The sequence below is a fragment of the Bacillus sp. 05T31 genome, from assembly GCF_056396725.1.
This window is the reverse complement of record NZ_JBFTMA010001262.1, coordinates 1-578: the sequence shown is the minus strand read 5'-3', so window position 1 is coordinate 578 and position 578 is coordinate 1. Positions and strand designations below refer to the sequence as shown.

Annotated in this window: 1 protein-coding gene; it reads right to left on the bottom strand. The window is 33.2% G+C overall.

Going from position 1 to position 578, the window contains the following annotated elements; genetic code table 11:
- The coding region (locus tag AC1DJR_RS32805) for a hypothetical protein (protein WP_477004551.1) at nucleotides 1-578 on the bottom strand (578 nt) is incomplete at both ends.

Sequence of the window (578 nt, the reverse complement as noted above, 5' to 3'; positions counted from 1 at the left end):
TTACTTGTGTAAAAGTTTTATTGGATTTAACTGTTCGTGAAACAGGTGGTTCATTAATATCTACAATAAAACTATATTGAACCGATGATTTATTAGGGATTGGATTAGGATTTGGAATCGTTGCAATGTTTACTTGAAAGCTGAGTATAACTGATGCATTTGAATTTATGTTACCGATATTGATACCATTTTGTGGATTTGCATTAGGAATGGTTGTTCCATTTACTGTAAAACTATTTGGAATAAACGTTGTACCATCTGGAATTAAATCTGTAAAAATAACATTGTTTGCGGTAGTGTTACCGGAATTAGTAATGGTGGAAGTGAAAGTAAGTGTATCTCCAATAGTAGCGAATGTTGAATTGACAGTTTTATTTATAGATAGAGTAGCATCAATAATTGGAGTAACCGTTGTGTTTGTAATTGTACTACCAACAGCAGGTGATTGGTTTGGGTTCACTGTATATTCATAATTTACAAGGGCATTATTTGTTAATGTGCCACTAGGCGGTATCGCTAAAATTTGTGCTTGAAAAGTAATGAATACAGTATCTCCTGGCGGAATATCTGCTAAGTGA